The 17812-nt window shown below is 39.0% G+C and carries 6 protein-coding genes; all 6 read right to left on the reverse strand.

Features of this window, described 5'->3' with window-relative positions:
* Positions 1–2: 2 nt before the first annotated feature.
* Genes G628_RS0104630 through G628_RS0104655 form a run of 6 tightly spaced genes read right to left on the reverse strand, consistent with a single transcriptional unit; the run spans position 3 to position 17808 of the window.
* Positions 3–1088, reverse strand: coding sequence for a hypothetical protein (locus tag G628_RS0104630; protein ID WP_027208582.1), 1086 nt, complete (start codon positions 1086–1088; stop codon positions 3–5).
* Positions 1085–5968: an amino acid adenylation domain-containing protein gene (locus G628_RS0104635; protein WP_027208583.1), complete on the reverse strand. Its 4884-nt coding sequence runs from the start codon at positions 5966–5968 to the stop codon at positions 1085–1087. Before G628_RS0104635 ends, G628_RS0104630 begins: the two co-directional genes overlap by 4 nt.
* Complete coding sequence (locus G628_RS0104640; RefSeq protein WP_027208584.1) at positions 5968–7701, reverse strand: non-ribosomal peptide synthetase; 1734 nt, start codon at positions 7699–7701, stop codon at positions 5968–5970. Before G628_RS0104640 ends, G628_RS0104635 begins: the two co-directional genes overlap by 1 nt.
* Positions 7702–7713: 12 nt before the next feature.
* Positions 7714–8706, reverse strand: a complete 993-nt coding sequence (locus G628_RS0104645) for an alpha/beta hydrolase family protein (protein WP_242827170.1) — start codon at positions 8704–8706, stop codon at positions 7714–7716.
* 32 nt (positions 8707–8738) lie between these two features.
* A complete protein-coding gene (locus G628_RS0104650; RefSeq protein ID WP_027208586.1) occupies positions 8739–10178 on the reverse strand; it encodes a condensation domain-containing protein in 1440 nt (479 codons plus the stop codon).
* Positions 10171–17808 (reverse strand): non-ribosomal peptide synthetase, encoded by a 7638-nt coding sequence (locus tag G628_RS0104655; RefSeq protein WP_027208587.1) that lies wholly within the window; start codon positions 17806–17808, stop codon positions 10171–10173. The genes G628_RS0104650 and G628_RS0104655 overlap by 8 nt, the downstream gene beginning before the upstream one ends.
* Positions 17809–17812: the final 4 nt, after the last annotated feature.

Genomic DNA, 17812 nt, shown 5'->3' on the forward strand with positions numbered 1-17812 from the left:
CATTAGTCCTTATATTTTATGCTAAAAGACATATATCCTTGCATTGTTTTTTTAATCTCATCAATAATAGGACGATTTTCCATAACATCACATAATGGATATATACCTTTTCTTTCTTTGCAGATATCCTCATTTTTCACCAGAACATCTGCACTTAAAGCCAAAACAGTTCCTGTAACGGTTCCCGGATCTGCAGCCTCAAAACAAAGTTCCACACTTTTTCCGGCATCATAAAAAGCTGTGGTAATAATACATTTTTCCTCACTATACTTAAGCTCCGTAAGTTGCTTTGAATCAGGCTGTCCCATCAGCATTATCTGTCTCAATGCATTGTCTACGACCGTAAAAGAATCAAGATTTTTTATCTCTTTATTTTTGCCAAGATAAATAAATTCCTCAGATAAATACGGAATAAAACTAAATCCGTCAAGAACAGCCGGCTTATATTCAGATGTTATCCTCTGTATCGGAGAAATCTCCCCTTTTCTTATACAAGCCATAGGAATTCCTGCTTTGCTGTCTTTGGCTTCCTCTGCAAAATCAATTGCTGCAGCCTTTGAAAATGTATATATTCCGCCCACACAAGTTTCAGCCCTGCCATTATCTGTCACAGCGCCATATTTATTTACAAACAATCTCCTGGAATATAAAGTCATCCAACCTGACAATCCCGGAAACACACCTGCTCCCACTACCGACAAACTGTCAAACGGCTCACTTTCTTCATACTCACGTATAAGATGCATACCACCGGGATCAAGATAAGGAATTCTTCTTTTTTCCGCCATTTCAAGCATTATATGACTATAATATACAGATGGGCCTACTCCGCCGATAACCGCATCCGCACCTTCAAAAAAGTCATCAATCCAAGCCTCGTTATCACAGCTTTTTTTAAGCTCTCCGGAAAAAATTTCTATCCTGCCGGCATCCTCATCGCTTAAACCACTTTCCTTATAACTTTTCATCACTTCTTCAGGCTTTTTTCGACATAACAACCGTACAATATATCCTCTTTTTATCAGTTCAAGTGAAGCCGCCTTTCCGACAGCCCCACTTGCTCCAAGTACACAGATCATCCCTTTCACGCGATATCCTCCGTCAAAACATCAAGTACCTCATCCTTATTGCACTCTGTAACTTCTCCAAGTATACAATCTTTCCAAAGTCCCGATATTTCTTCATCTTCACAGGCAAGAACGATATCTCCGAGATAAAAAGTATTCTCTTCAGGTTTTCCGGGATCAACAAGGACTATCCTATCAATTGAATTTCCCTGCGTAAGAAGCTCACTTGCAATCTCAATAATCTTATTTGCCCCATCACCTCCGGAAAGAATGAATGTATTATCTTCGTCTTTTGAGGCAATATTCTTTTTAATATTTCCGATGTCACATATATTGCATGATATTTTTTTCTCTTTTGCCCTTGTTTCAAGATTGTCGATAACATGTGCCATACCCTTATCAACAACCAGTCTGACTGAATAATCATCGGAAAGATCATCAGTATCATCAACAGGTATCTCATTCTCTTTTTCCGTAGCGACTGAAGTTTCAATATATTCAGCAATACTAGCTATTGTCGATTTGGCAAGCGCAACTCTAAGGATTTCATCAAATCTGATATTCTTTGCCTTAGGAATCTCTTTTACAATTCTTCCTGCTGCCTGAGACAGCAAAAGCGAATCGAAGCCTTCCTCAATAAGATTCTCATAAAAGCCAAGCGTTGTTTTTCCTGAAATCTGCTTAAGGATATCCGCAATTTCTTCAGCTGTTTTGATATCCGGAAGCTTAATTTCATCAGTCTCCTTACCGGTTGAAGCATCCACAGAATCCGTAGAGACTGTTTTTAAACTTTTCGCATATTCAATAAGAGACTTTCTGTCTATTTTTCCGTTATTTGTTACCGGAATGAAATCTATCCTTCTGATTATCGAAGGAACCATCGCATCCGTAACTCTTTTCTTTAGAAATTCTCTGTATTCTTTGTACTTTTCATCAGGTTTCTCGGTTTTTATTGCCACAAAAAGATCATGATCAAGAAGCGTATATACACTCTCCTTCTTCGGAAATTCACTTACAAGATCCAATCCGGCACCTGTAAGGATTCTTCTCCATTCCGAACGTTCAAGGAAACACTTGTGGCCCTCCGCTCTCATATCCGTATGCTCAGGCATCATAAATTCCTGCGATACATTTATCTCAAAATGCTCTCCCACCGGTTCAGTTATAAATAAGATTCCTCCATGTTTAAGGTGATTACTGAGTTTCTCAACAGTCGCCGGAATATTGACAGTGTTGTTAAGAACTCCCGCCGCAATGATCACATCAAATGTTCCGAGATTCTCATCATCTATCCTGTCCATATCAAGAATAGCCGTACCCATCTCAGGATATTTTTTCTTGCAATTTGTCAAAAAGAATTCCGAAAGATCTGTAAATAAGTAATCATACTTAATATTATTATTCCTAAGGTTCTCAACAACTTTGTCTGTGGTTGCCCCAATTCCGCCACCAACTTCCAATATAGATATAAATCTACCCGGCGTAGATGCGTATAAGCTTATCGATTCGGCAATGATCGGATTCAAGTAACTTGCAATTGCCGTGCTGCCATATAATTTCTCAGCAATTGCCGTATCTCCCTCAGGAAACAGGAACACAAGCGGATTAAGTTCCTTCTTAAACAAAGCCTGTATATTATCTGCATGATGTCTTATGTATTCACTGACTTCAACAGGCGCCATATTAAGCATTTCAGAAAACTTAAACTCTTCCCACAACTCTGTGTTTGCTTCTCTTTCAAATCTATAATTTCCGCCGATGGAAGTTATATAATTCTTTTCACATAAAATTCCAAGCCATTTTTCAAATATGAGATCATATTCTTCTATAACTCCCAGTGCTTTCTTTATCTGCTCTTTTGCATATGTCTTTTCTTTGGAAAAAGAAGCATCATCATCTTTTACAGCATCACAAAAGCCCTTATATACACTTTCACAAATAGCACATTCAAGGAGGCGGTTAAACTTGATGATTGTCTCTTCACAGACGCGATCTTTCGGAAGATTCACTTTTGCAAAAGTCTCATCTTTCACACTGTCTTCCACAACAAATGCAGCCAGTTTCTCTTTTCCCATATCCTTATAGTGAACAACACAGCTTTCCTTGACATTCGGAATCTCATTTAGTGCGCTCTCAATCTCGCCAAGCTCAATTCTGTGTCCGTTGACCTTAACCTGATTGTCGATTCTTCCAAGGAATTCTATGTCACCGTCACTTACAAATCTTCCCTTATCTCCTGTTCTGTATATGTATTTCCCTATACTCTCAAGATATACAAATTTCTTATCTGTAAGTTCTTTGGCATTCAGATATCCCATGGCAAGTGACAATCCACCGATAACAATCTCGCCCGTAACATAATCGGGACAAATTTCAAGATTGTTATCTATAACGCTCATCCACTGCCTGCTGAGAGCTTTTCCGTAAAGTATGGACGGACGTTCTTCCTCTACTCCTATCTTATGGAAAATAGACCATATTCCACCTTCTGTTGCTCCACCAAGACTGGTTATTCCGGCATTTGGCATAATTTTCCTCAAGTCATTCGGAAGTCCTGTTCTTATCCAGTCTCCTGACAACCAGATATTCCTTACACTTGAAAAACTCTCATTTCCATCGACGAAATTTAACAGCATCTCTGCCTGCGCCGGAACAGAATTCCAAAGAGTTATACCGTACTTTTTAACCAATTCTGCCCAATGAGAAGGATCCGATCTCTTTTCAGGATCGGTAAGCACTAACGTAGCTCCCAGGTCAAACGTTCCAAAAACATCCGAAACAGAAAGATCAAATGACAACTCGGCAATTCCAATCACTGTTTCATAAGATGTAAGGCCAAATCTTTCCCTCATATCAACCAAAGTGTTGTATGCCGCTTTATGGCTCATCATTACACCCTTAGGCTCACCTGTTGAACCGGAGGTAAAAATGATATATGCAAGTTCATTTAACTTATCCTTATTAAAAGAAAACTCTGCTACGTTGAACGACAGCGCTTCCTTGATATTATTATCATCAAATATAATATCCGGCCGTGCTGAATCAATTATCTTGTTAATTCTAATTTCCGGTTGCTTAGTGTCAATAGGAAGATATGCGAAGCCTGCCATGATTGAGCCAAGTGCCGCCGCAATCTGATCTGCCGATTTTTTCATCCTGATCGCAGCAATCCTGCTGTTTGCTTTCATAACATTTTGGCTTATATATGCGGCAATATTGTTTGCTTTGACTAACATATCCGCATAAGAATATTCTCCTTTGTAATCAATTACCGCTGTTTTATCAGGATTTTTAAGGGCATTATAAAGAAAACCGTCAACCAAAGATATCTTCATATTATCCTGTATTTCTTTAATTTCCGATAATTCCTTATAATCACAACTTGTTCTTACATTAAGTAAAAGCTGCCTATGCCAGTCGCCTTCACTTTTTGCAATATCTGTTAGGGTATTTACAAAAGCATCAAACATATCGTCTACAATTTTCTCTTTGATTGCCCCGTTTCTTATATCCCAACTGATCATAAGTCCTTTGTCAGGTTGTCCCATCTCAGAAACATCAACAACCTGGCAATCAAGCCATACCTGCGGAGTTCGGCTAAATCCACCCTCAATAGTTCCGTTCATTGAAGATGCTTTTAAAACCCCCGTAAATACATACGGCATAAAGCCCGCATCGCGTCCTCGTTTCTTTGACAGTTCTCTTAGTACCTCAATACCTGAAAAGCTCTTATGTTCAAGATCTGAATACAATTGCCCCATTATAGCTTTGACGTTTTCAATAAAAGGCTTATTTTCTGTCAGATCAATTTCAAGCAGATTTACATTCGTGAAATCTCCCACCATTCCTGAAAGTGCTTCATCCTCAGAGCGGTTCTGAATAGGAAGATTTAATGTAAACTTCTTTTCATCACTCCATTTGGCACATACATAAGCATATAAAGTCACCAGAACCGCAGAAGGTGTCACCTTATTATCGGCTGAAAATCTTTGTATATTGCCCCATACAAAATCCGAAATATAACTTTGCTTTCTGCTAAACTGTTCTTCACAATCTTCCTTTGCCTTAGCCCTTCCGTCCCGTGGAAGCTGCGGCGCACAGGGAATTGCCTCTATCCTGTTCATCCAATATCTTCTGTCTCTGATTCCTCTTATACTGTTCCTTATCGCATCATTATATCTTGCAACAGAAGAATATCCGATTCTGACAGGCTCAAGCTCCTCATGGCATATCAGCCTGTCCAGTTCGTTTATAAGAATCTGCATACTTGCAAAATCAACTATGATAAGATCTACGGAAAGATGGAAATAATTGCCATCAGGCCGCTTGGTTATCAATGTCTTAAAAAGCGGTAGTTTGTCGGTATCATATCTGAGATTTGCAAATTCTTTTCTTATATCTCTGAGTTTTTGGTTTCTTTCTTCATCCAATAAGTTTGATACATCAACAACAGCCGTCTCAAAAGTAATCTCAGAAAAATCAACTGTTTCGATGCCTGTAGCAAGCACCTTGCTTCTTAACATCTCATGTCTTTCAACAAGTTTTTTCCATGCATCTACTATTTCCGGCACCGATTGATCGTGATAATTAACTTCTATATATCCTTGGCATCCGACATCCCCCCAATCAACCGCACCGGTTCTACCTGCAAGATATGCTGCCTGCACGCTTGTAAGCGGTATTGTTCCACTTGTCAAACTATCAATATTTATAGATGATTCTTTTTTTAGAATATCAATTATCTCTTGCTTCTTTTCTGAAATTTCTGCTCTAAGATCATCAGATAAACTTCCGGAATTAAGTTTGTACTTCAATTTTTCATTATCTAAATATAAGCAAATCCCTTGTTCTTCCAAATCCACAATAAACTCTTTAATATTGTGCGATTCATTGATGTTCATTATATTTCTCCTTCTTCTCCGTCTGCGCCGTCAATAAGTTGCATTGCTATGTCAGCCAGATCTCTGACTGTAGGATTTTCAAATACCGTGTTAAAAGAAATCGTCACATTATATTCAGTTCTCATACGTTCGATAAATTTCGCTATAGTTAGGCTGTCGGCTCCGAGTTTGAACACATCCTCATCAAGATTATCAATTGTTCTTCCCGTAAGTTTTTCCAATTCCCTGACTACCACATTTTTATCATCATCAGAATCATCTTTTGTTTTGACGATCAAAAGATATTTTTCTTCCAAAGCTCTTCTGTCAATCTTACCGTTCTGATTAAGAGGCAAGCTGTCCGTATATATATATTTACTTGGCATACTGTATTCGGGAAGGCAATCTTTGAGATAATCCGCAAGCTTTGCTTCTTCACACTCTTTTCCGGTGCAAAAAACAATGATTTCTTTATGGAATTTATCTCCCGAAGCAATTGCCGTTGCAGCAGCAACGCCTTCAATAGATTCAACTTTGTTTTCTATTTCACCAAGCTCTATTCTGTGCCCGCGAAGCTTTATCTGATTGTCCAATCTTCCAAGAAATTCTATGTTCCCATCAGGAAAATATTGCCCCAGATCACCTGTCTTGTACCACCTCTTATGACAATCGTCATATACAAACTTGTCATTTGTCTTTTGCTCATCGTTTATATAACCATTCGCAAGACTCCGGCCACCAATCCATAATTCGCCGCTCTTACCGGGTTCTTCTATGACTTTTCCGTCGCTGACTATACAAAATTCCTGATTAGGAAGTGCCTTTCCGTAAGGTATTGATACCCATTCATCTTTTACTTCATCAACCACAAAGTAATTTGACCAGATTCCCACTTCCGTAGCTCCTCCGAGAGAAACAAACTTGCTGCCTGCTTTCGAAAAACCATTCCACTTATCAAAAAGCCCCATGGGAATCCAGTCTCCCGAAAGAAATGCCAGTCTAAGTGACGAAAGATTATCTTTATCATTTGCTACCGCCGACAGCATTTCCATCAAAGCAGGAGCACTGTTCCATATAGTTACGCCATTTTCTTTGATTGCTTTATACCATGCCCCCGGATTTCTGTAATCCTCATCTCTTATCAGTACAACCGTTCCTCCGACCGACAAAATTGCATAGAAATCAAATACAGACAGATCAAAGTCTGAAGAAGAAACATTTAAGATACTGTCATTATTATCAATATCAAAAAGCTCTGTAACTTCATTTATGGTATTCATTGCTGCTTTATGAGACATTTCAACGCCCTTTGGAATTCCCGTAGATCCCGATGTATAGATTACATAGGCGGAATTGTTCTCATCCGTAACAATATCCTCATCATTAAACTGTATTTCATTTTCCGCTTCGCTCAGATCTTTGGATTCAATTAAAAAATCAGCTTTTGAATCCTCTATTATCTGTTGTTTTCTGTTCAATGGTTGATGGATTGAAACAGGAATATAAACAGCTCCAATACTCATGATTGCAATATAGGTTGCCAATTGCTGAGGTCCTCTTTCGATAACCACAACAACCTTATCTTTATTACTTATTCCTTTTTTCCGTAAATTAGCTGCAGTCCTCCTGACCATATCAGAAAAATCTTTATATGTGATACGTTCATCTTCATAAACTACAGCAATACTTTCAGGATTTTTTTTACTGTTTTCAAAAAAACCTTCATGTAATGTCTTATATCTACTAAGCTGCATCTTCATCATCCTTTATCTTATTTTGGTCTTTAACCAGTTCGATATCTCATTAAGTGCTTCCGGTTCAATTACGCCACCTTCGTCCTTAAGCGGTGAATCAACTCTCTCAAGACTGTGTCCGAGACCGCTGAATATCTTAATATCCGCGTGATCTCTACAACTCATTGCAATTCTCACACTTCCCTCAGGTGAGATCCATCCATCGTTTAGTCCATGCAAGATAAGCACCGGCACATCTATTGTCTTAATTTTTTCCAGTACTCCGTTCCACGTTTCTTTTGGTGCATTCTCCGCAAACCTTGCAAGGGATGTGGGATCTTTTACTATCTCGTCCGCAAGTTCAATCCACTTATCAATAGCAAACATTCCCTTATTCTCAGGATCCAGTTCCTTCTTAAACTGCACCTTTCCATCGCCAAGCATATCCAATACCAGAACATAAATGCTCAGCGTAAGAGAAGTTCCGTTAGGCATGCAGCCTGCAAAATCTGCCAATGTAAGTACTCCGTCATTATCAGTATCAAGTTCACGGAATTTTTCTACAGTAAGTTCTTTTAAGATATAGTCAAAATATGATCCCCAGCCATCGGCAAGACCTGCATGCAGAATAAAACCACCGGCTTTTACCTCATCCATCACTTCTGCAACAACTCTAACTCCCTCGCTCCATCCATATAAAAGAATCTCTTTTACCTCATCCATCTTGGAAACTGCATTTACAACTTCTCTTGCATCAGAGATGATCGTATCGATATCCGCCATCTCTCGCTTGTCATAGCGAAATACTGCATATCCCGCATCCGTCATTGTCTGCGCAATCTCATCAAAGTTATGTGAAACAACCTGTCCGTTTACAACTATTGAAGAATGCCTGTCTGAATTTCCCGATCCGTGGATAAGAATAAACGTCTTCCATTTATCGCCTGTAACAGGCATATCAAGTTCTCCCTTTAATACCTCTCCGTTAGCTAACTTCACTTCTACTTCTTTTACTGTCATGTTCATTTTGCATTAACCTCCAAGTCTAAAATTTTCCGTCAGATAAAACTTCTGATGTTTTCTACATATCTTTCGAAAACATCATTTATATATTTTTTTTCAAAAAGATCCCTGACATAATCCCAGGAAATCTTCAGAAAACCAAGATCGTCTCTCACATGATGATCAATCATCACCTGTGGAGTTTGACTTAATGAATAGGTCTCGGTAAAACCAAAACTTTCTCCGGTAACTTCTCCGCCCAGCATGCAGGTATATACAACAGGCATAACCGCTTTCCCAACTGCTCCGTCCGCGATCATTCCAAGTATTTTTGTCCCTTCAAAATCGCGATATCTAAGCAGATTCCAGAATTGCTTTTGAATTGCTTTCATCGAATCTTCAAGCTTCTCATTTTTTTCTTCATATCTGATAACGGCGTTATTGGTAAACTCTCCCAAGATTTCGTTTACCTTGTTTCCCCATTCTTTCTTTGTTTTTCTGTTAAACAAGGTCACATTTACAGCAATATCCTTATTTTTACTATAATCGGAAAGAGTTTTCATAAATAAAGTACAGATAACAGATGCCGGCGTTACTGCTATCTTTTTACATTTTTCGTAAAGCCTTTTCGTTTCTTCTTTCGAAAAAGAATGCTCTACTCTGTCAAATATCATTTCAGATATTTCACCAAACTTCTTTTTCGTCTGAAGTTTCGGAAACAAAGGCATCGTTTTTGTCTGTTCTTCCCAATACCCTAATGCCTTCTCATCTTCGGGATAATCACGCATTTCCTTCATGTATCCCTTAAATGTAAGCTCAGGAAATGTAATTTCTTTTCCTTCATAAATACGAAAGAGCTTCTCAACCATTAGCTTTGCACTCCACGCATCCAGGATCATGCAGTCAAAACTGATGTGTAAAACATCATTTCCGGCTCCGCTCTCATCCTTACCTACCGCAAAGTGAAACATAGGCCATGAACCTATCTCATAATCTTTATGCTGCCATGCCTCCCTGACTTTCATCCGTGAAGTCACATCATCATGCCCGTTCAAGGAATCCGTTTTATATCGCTCAACATGATACTTGCTGCAATTTCGAAAAAAGACCATATGCCCTTCCTTCTTTACAACCATCCTCAAAGCATCCGACTCTTTTATAAGTTCATTTACTCCCGCTTCCAATTTATCGATATCAATATTCTTCATCTCATATTCGATGTAATAATGTGAACTTATACCTCCAAGCTCACAGCTCTTTTCCTTACCCAATAGATATGCATATTGTATCGATGTAAGCGGCACGGTATCATTCATGATTTTTTCAAAAAAACCAATTATCCCGGGCTTGTTTTCTTTTATTGTTTCAAGGTGCTCAGGGGGAAGAGCACCTTTTTCACACTTATACTTAATCTTTCCCCCTTCAACATGAATATTGATTCCTTCTTTATTTAGAGCCTGAATATAATTGTTTATTTCATCGTCGTACTTAAGCAATCCGGCCACCTCTTTCTTCAAGGAGACGATCAATATCATTTATCGTAGGATTTTCAAACAGATCGCCAACTTCAATGTCCACATCTGCTCTTTCATCCATCAGATTTACGATCTTGATTGCTTGAAGTGAGCTTCCTCCCAGTTCAAAGAAATTATCTTCAGGTCTTACTTTTGTCCCGAGAACCGATTCCCAGATATTAACGAGCTTATGCTTTTGTTCGGTCATACTCTCTTCTTTTTCTTCTATAGATGTGTTATCTTCTGGACCCTGATTTCTTTCTTTTATAATCTCTTCATAATAGCTTCTGTCGACCTTTCCGTTTCCTGTAAGCTTGAATCCATCAGCTTTTATATAAACATTTGGAATCATATATGCAGGAAGGAAATCTCTGAGCTCTTTCTTAATTTCTTCATCCGCAAGATCCGGGCTCTCATCGTCAGATAACATGACTGCTCCAAGGATGGGACAGTTATTGTCCACACACAAAACAGCAATGACATCTCTAAATCCTTGTATCTTTCTGAGCGCATCTTCAACTTCCCCAAGCTCAACTCTGTAACCGTTTATCTTGACCTGATCGTCCATTCTTCCTAGGAACTCAATGTTTCCGTCTTTAAAATAACGTCCCATATCACCGGTGCTATATAGCCTTTCGCCTTTTACAGGATGAATAAAGAACTTTTCATTTGTCTTTTCTTCATCATTAAGGTAGCATTCCGCCAAACCGGTTCCGGCAATATAAAGTCCTCCCGGAACAAGATCCGGACAATCTTCAAGATTGGAATCTAATACGTAAAACTTCTGATTGGAAAGAGGCTTTCCGTAAGGTACGCTCTTTGACTCTTTATCAAAATCATCCGGAATCACATAGTCATTTGACCATATTGATGCCTCTGTTGCGCCTCCCAGGCTTACCAGTTTCACGCCACTGTATATTGCCCTGATTCTTTCAGGAAGAGTAACGGGAATCCAGTCTCCGCTCATCATTACAAGTTTAAGTCCGTTATGATCGGCACGTATATTTTCTGCTTTTTTGTTAAAAGACATATATTCAACAAGCATCTCCATAAACGCCGGAACACTGTTCCAAACGGTTATCTTCTCTTCGTTTATGCGCTTCACCCAGTATGAAGGTTCTTTTAACTTTTTATGATTTGGGATAACGAGTCTTCCACCGACTCCCAAAATTCCAAAAACATCAAATACAGAAAGATCAAAGTGCAGATTTGATATCGCAAAAGCACAGTCATCCGACGTAATTCCATATCTTTCTACGACATCCTTTATCGTATTAACCGCTCCCCTGTGTGATATGACCACGCCCTTCGGTGTTCCCGTCGTGCCTGAGGTATAAATGACATACGCCCTGTCATCCGGAGTGTTTATACTTTTTGCTAAATAAACCGGCACCATAGGTGCATTTTTCTCATCGATCAGAATGACTTTGAAATCTTCAGTCCATTGCTTTTCTTTACTTATGCAAGTATTTGTAACAATGAAACGTGAATTACTGTCATTTAATATTCTCTGCAATCTGCTGTCCGGATTACTTACATCAAGAGGAAGATACACTCCTCCTGCAAAAAGAATTCCAAACACCGCAGCAATCTGCTCCCATCCCTTTTCAAAAAGAACAGCAACAATATCACTTTTTTGCAAACCTGCAGCTTTAAGCTTTTCCGCAACCATTACCGCTTCACTGTATAATTCACAGTAAGCCATATTCATACCATCTGTAACTATGGCTACTTTATCCGGATCCTTTATACACCTTTTAATAAACATTCCATCAAGCGTATCCGTATCTATATCTTTTAACGTCTGATTGGCTTGTTTTCTAACATCGGAAATAGGCGCATTTATTACAGTGTTTTCAGATATACCTATGCTTCCTGTTCCGATATTTCTTAAAAGTCCGACATATGTATCAAACATCTGATTGATCATGTCTTTATCAAAAAGCTCTTCTACATAATCCCAGAACAGACAAAGTTCTCCGTCCATTTCAACCACCTGATGATCAAGCCAAACCTGCGGTGTCTGAGAAATATTGTAAGTAAGCTTTCCAAGCCACTTTCCATCATTCCACTCTTCAACGCCAAGTCCGCTTGTAAAGACAATCGGCATTACAGATGCTCTTGAATTACTGTTCTTCTTTTTTAACTCTCGTTCAAATTCAACCGCACTGTACAGCGAGTGTTCCATATCTTTGGCAAGTTGTTTTTGTACGCCGAGACAGCGCTCAGAAAAAGCTGTATTTTTTAAATTCCTTATTTCCAATAAAGTGAGCGTTGTAAAATCACCGACAATCTTTCCTACATCGGGATTGATCATCTTCCTGTTGAACTGCGTGAGATTGATCGTAATATCATCGTTTGAACTCCAAAGTCTTAACACCTCCGCATAAGCACTTATAAGTAAAACCGACGGAGTAACCTTTATCTTCTTGGCATACTTCTTAAGTCCTCTCCACTCTTCTTTTGAGAGCCTCGAGTTTCTTCTGCTGAATTTTTGTTCTTTGACTTCGCTTTCTTTTTTGATCAAAGGCAGCTGCGGCGCCGCTGAAAAATCTTCAAGTCTTTCAATCCAATATTTCTCATCTTCAAAATACTTATCTGTCTGCTTCTGTCTCTCAATCTCAAGAACATAATCTCTGAATGAGAAATCGATTCTTTCTTCAGCAAGCGTACCTCTGTAAGCTTCAGCCCATTCATTCAAAATATGGAACATGCTCCAACCGTCAAAAATAATATTGTCAAAGCTTACGTGTATAACCGAACTTTCATCGCTTTTTTTCGTGATCTGCACATCAAACAGCGGCCATTTTTCAACATCGATCACCTGATGTGACATAGCTTTTCTTTTTTCTTCAAGTGCTGCATCCTGCTCATTTTTTGCAAAAGAACTGATATCATATATCTTTATTTCATAATCCGAAACCTCAGACTCTGAAAGAATTCTCTGCATTCCATCGGAACTGATAACCACTCGCATCATTGCATGCTTTTTGATAAGCTCATTAAATGAATTCTGAACTTTATCAAAAGAAAGCTTCTCCGCTTCCAATTCAAAATAGCAATGTGTTGCAACTCCTCCCAGATCATACAGACCGTTTCTTCCGATCCAATATGCATATTGAACATCTGTAAGAGGAAACGGCTCGTTCATATTCTCAGGATCTGCCGGCACTTCCCGTAAATCTTTTGAAGATTCATAAGTGCCAAGTGATTCCAGTTCTGCAGCGAGTTCTTTAACTGTAGGCTTTTCAAAAATCTTAGCGATTGATATTTTCTTTTCGAATGCATTACCAATTTCAGTAACAAGCCTTGTCGCAACAAGCGAATCTCCGCCAAGCGCAAAGTAATTGTCTTCTATTCCGATATTTTCGTTATCAAATATCTTTTTCCAAATATCCAATAATTTCTTTTCGCTTGAAGTTTCTGCCTCTCTTCCCTTGACCGTCACTTTTGAAATATCAACCAATGCCCTCAGGGCTTTCCTGTCAAGTTTTCCGTTTCGTGAAGTCGGTAATTTATTAAGGAACTTATACACCTTTGGTACCATGTACTCAGGAAGTTTCTCTGAAAGACTATTTCCTATCTTTTCCGATGTATATATTGTCTTGGTGTCCTTATATCTTGCCCATACAACCGCTCTTTTATATATGTCCTTAAATACGATTCTGTCGGAAAACTCAGAGTCAGAAAAAATTTCATTAAGCATATCGCCATCAAACAATCCTCTGTTTTTCCTTTTTCGCATATCGGTTATATTGTTATAACCGTGTTCCAAAACTGCTGCCGTTATCTCCTGAACCGGACTTTCTTCGGTAAGCTCCTGAACATAAACAGCAGCTGACGGCGCCATAAGATACTTAAGACTCCTTATTACACGCTTAACATCCCTGCATCTGTGAAGCGAATTATATGCAATAACAATGTCATACTTAGCAATATCTATTGCTGTTCCAGTTACATCCTTCTCAAAATCAGCAACTATATATTCAGTATTCCTATCCGATACTCCTTCCCTTGCCATATCAACAAAGTATTTTGAATTATCAGTATAGTAATACTGCGCCTCTACTCCATTTAAAGCTTCTCTTATCCTTTTGCTTACAACGAAATCTCTGGTCGCCACTTCAAGAATCTTTAACGGCTTTTCACTTTTTATTTCACTTAAAGTCTCACAAAGATTATCCAAAAGCTCCGTTTCACCGGGAATCATTTTAATAAAACTGTTGGGTGTAAGTTCTTGTTGATCATCATAAAAAATCTGCAGTTCATTGGATTTTCCAACAAGAATATCCGGCAATGCTTTTTGGATAACTTTTATTTTAGGGAACAATTCTGTCTCATATTGTTTTTCTTCAATATCAGACTCTGTATCTTCCTTTTTATCCAGATAACAAGTCCATCTGCGCATAAGTGGTCTCCACTTATCGCAAGGTTCAGGCACTCTTCCAAGGATATCGGTGATAACACCTGTAACCGCAACATCAGACATTTCCGTAAATTTATCGAGTTTACATGTAATGTCTTCATCTTCCTTAATATTTACAAAAGATATTTTTTCCCAGATATCTTTTTTCTCAGGTTCTTCAGATACAGTGACTGCAATATCCGAACCGTCCTCCGGACGGCCTTCCACAAAAGCAACAAGATACTTATCTCCGTTTTTTTCACCCACAGCATCAACAACTGCATTTTCTACGCCTCTGACATCCTTAAGCGCTTTTTCAATCTCGCCTATCTCAATTCGATGTCCTCTTACCTTAACCTGATTATCCTTACGACCGAGAAACTCAATTGTTCCGTCTTTCCAGAATCTTCCCGTATCTCCTGTCCTATACCATCGGCCAAGTTCATCTGTCACAAACTTTCTATTTGTAAGTTCACTGTCACCTTTATATCCTTTGGCAACACCATGACCTCCTATCCACAATTCGCCTTCACACCAATAAGGGCAATCGTTTCCGTTTGCATCAACTACCCTGTAAGCCTGTCCCGGTAGCGCCCTTCCATATGGAATTGATTTCCACTCCAAAGGAATTGGCAATGTGACATCTATAAAGTTGGACCAGATACTGGCTTCCGTGGCACCGCCCATCGCAACAAACTTGCAGTTATCTGTATGATCGGATACCTTCTGAGGAAGGTCCAATCCTATCCAATCTCCGGACAGCATAACAACTCTGAGCGGAAGTTTTTCATCCTGCGCACTGATAAGAAGCATTTCCAAAAGAATCGGTACTGAATTCCATACAGTTACATTGTATTTTTTTACAAGTTTCAACCAATAATCTGCATCCCTCTTTTTTTCATCAGGAATTAGAACCAGCTTTCCGCCGGCTCCAAGTATTCCGAACACATCATAAACAGAGAGGTCAAAATCCATGGAGGAAATCGCAAGCGAAGTATCATCTGCGCCAATACCGTATCTTCCATTGATCTCATGTATCGTGTTCCATGCTCCGCTGTGCTTTATCTCCACACCCTTAGGAAGTCCTGTCGTTCCGGATGTCATGATAATATATGCAGAATCTTCCGGAGAAATTTTTGGAAGCATTTTCTCATTTTCAATCGTGCTTACATCTGCATTTCTCTCGAGGTCAGACAAATACAGTATCTCCACATCGTCTTGCCACGTTACTTGTTTTACATCCCTGTTTGTAATGGCATATTTTATTCCTGTCTTTTCATGAATGAGTTTTCTTCTCTCAACAGGTTGCTCTATGCTAACAGGCACATAAAAATTTCCGGACATTATGATGGCGTATGCAGCCACAATCTGCTCAAAACCTCTGTTAAGCGTAATCGCAACAGGGCTCTTTGAAATATTCATTTTGGCTATACTGCATGCAACTGCAACTATTTTCTTATAGAGCTGATCGTACGTAAGGATGATTCCTCTTTCAGCGTCAACAATTGCCACTGCATCGGGAGTTTCTTTGCATCTCTTTAAAAAAGCGCTGTGTATACATTCCTCGCCTTCAAGTTTTCCTACATCAGCCTGTTTTTTTACAAATTCGATATATTCTTTGGATGCAGTATCTATGTATTCATTCCAATCTCTATCAACAAGCTCTCTTATAAGATTTCCAAACGATGAAAACATCTCATCGATCATTCCTTCCGGGAACAGCTCATCGACTGTATCCCACGTCAGCATAAGGCCGTTTTTATTCTCATAAGATTGAAAATCTATCCACACCTGCGGAGTTTGCGAGATCATATATGTGAACTCACCAAGCTTCTCAGTAAAATCATCATCCACAAGCGGATTTCCCAGATTGCATGCAAACACGACAGGTGCAACATTCAGCTGCTCTCCATAATATGCCGCAATATCTCTTTGAAGCTGAACGCCCGAATATCTGCTGTGACGAATATCTTTGTGTAACTGCTTACTTATACTATCTACAAGATTTATAAAGCTCTCTTTTCCGGTACAATCTACCTCTAAAAGGAGAAGTGTCGTGAAATCTGCAATAACATCTTCTATTCCGTCATATTCAGTCTGCCTGTTAAACAAAGGAACATTTATTAAGAACTTTTTATTTGTACTGTACCTCTCAAGAACCTTAGCGTAAGCAGCCATGAAAACAATCGCAGGCGTAGTTTTGCTTGCTGCGGCTTTTTCCCTTATGATCTTCCATTCCTTATTGGTTACATTGAATATTCTTCTCTTAAATTTAGTCTCACTTATCTCATCAGGTCTCTTCTTAAGCGGAAGAGACGGTCCTAAAGGAAGGTCCTTTAGTCTGCTTGTCCAATACTCTTTTGCTTCCGTGTAAGCTTTTTGATCAAATTCGTTCTGCTGCCTGATATAATCGGCAAAATTCCAGTCTCGTGAAGTTTTCGGAAGTTTTTTTCCACTGTATGCTTTTTCAAGATCACGCAAAACTACCTGCAAACTCTGTACATCGGCTATTAAAAGATCGATATCAAAATGAATTCTGCTTTGTCCTTTTGGTAGAAGTGTAACTGTTATTCCTGCAACCTGCCCGCTGAAAACATCTAATTTTCTGTGTGACAGTCTCTCTCTGATTCTTGATAATTCTTCGGTTGCATCACTTTCTGTCATGTTTGTGAGGTCGCATACGGTAATATCATCACTGTATGCCTTTGCCATCACTTCCTGAGTTCCGTCTTCATTAAACTTCGCTCTTAGCATTGGATGATGCGCCTGAACTTTATTCCACGCCTTTTTTAATTTATCGACATCCATCTTTTCTTCCCTGTCAAATTCCAGATATGCATGGCACCCTATTCCGCCAAGCGCCTGATCGTCGCTTCTTCCGATCAGATACGCATACTGCACATCCGTCAAAGGGAATTTCTCCCCGATTTTTATATCTGAAACTTTTTTACCTTCCGATACCGCTTCTGTTTTATTCTTACCGGATCCGCCCTTTTCAATTAATTTATTCCACGCAGCCAATGTCGGTTCTTCCATCATTTCTCCCGACGGAACTTTTATTCCGCTTTTTCGCAACATACTGGCAATTCTGATAATCTTTAAAGAGTTCATTCCTCTTTCTATCAGATTTTCGTCATCTGATAGATTTTGAACATCACCAATACCGAGCATCTTGCATACTTGAGTCTTTAATTGTAAGTCGTTCATCTTA

The sequence above is a fragment of the Butyrivibrio hungatei NK4A153 genome (assembly GCF_000424465.1).
Classification (GTDB): domain Bacteria; phylum Bacillota; class Clostridia; order Lachnospirales; family Lachnospiraceae; genus Butyrivibrio; species Butyrivibrio hungatei_A.

Bases quoted from the DNA above. Each gene is read 5' to 3' on its own strand.
- G628_RS0104635 (WP_027208583.1), bottom strand. From the start codon at position 5,968: ATGAACATCAATGAATCGCACAATATTAAAGAGTTTATTGTGGATTTG.
- G628_RS0104640 (WP_027208584.1), bottom strand. From the start codon at position 7,701: ATGCAGCTTAGTAGATATAAGACATTACATGAAGGTTTTTTTGAAAAC.
- G628_RS0104645 (WP_242827170.1), bottom strand. From the start codon at position 8,706: ATGAACATGACAGTAAAAGAAGTAGAAGTGAAGTTAGCTAACGGAGAG.
- G628_RS0104655 (WP_027208587.1), bottom strand. From the start codon at position 17,808: ATGAACGACTTACAATTAAAGACTCAAGTATGCAAGATGCTCGGTATT.